We start from the raw sequence: 537 nt of genomic DNA, 5'->3' as shown, positions 1-537 counted from the left end.
TGGGCGTGGACGACAGGCGTCCCCTTCTCCTTGAACGGTAGCTCTCAGGTATCAATTGACGATGGGACCGGCCCGCACGTTCGGTGTGGGCGGAATTCGGATCACCGGACGACAGCAGGGGAGAGCTTGGTGCAGGGGCAGTCTGTATCACGGAGTTCGATCAAGAAGTGTGAGCAGGCATGGCTCCAAGGGGTCGCGCAGCTGAGGCTGGGCAACCGGGCCGCTGCGGCAGATTCCTTCCGCGCTGCCGTTGAGCACAATCCGCTTGCTGCCGATGCCTGGTTAGGGCTCCACGCCGCCGGACAGCTCCAGGGTCAGGCCGTCGAGGCCATGCACCGTCAGGCCCAGTCCTTCGGGGCCATGCGCACGATGCTCCAGACCCCGTTGTCCTCCCGGTTCCAGATCGGGGGCTACGTGAACTTCCGTCTGGAGACGCCCCGCGACCTGTGGCTCGCGCGGGCGGCGAAACTCCTGGACGATGGGCTGCTCGACCAGGCCTGGGACATGCTCTCCCACGCCGTGCTCGACTGCGACGAG

The 537-nt window shown here is 65.9% G+C and carries 1 pseudogene; it reads left to right on the top strand.

Features of this window, described 5'->3' with window-relative positions:
* Positions 1-159 precede the first annotated feature (159 nt).
* Positions 160-537 (top strand): annotated as a pseudogene (locus IF88_RS48930) (CbxX/CfqX); the annotation flags it as partial.

The organism is Streptomyces sp. NRRL F-2580 (genome assembly GCF_000720115.1).
In the GTDB taxonomy this organism is placed as follows: Bacteria; Actinomycetota; Actinomycetes; order Streptomycetales; family Streptomycetaceae; genus Streptomyces.
Note: the sequence above shows the minus strand (reverse complement) of the source record. Positions and strands in the feature narration are given on the sequence as shown.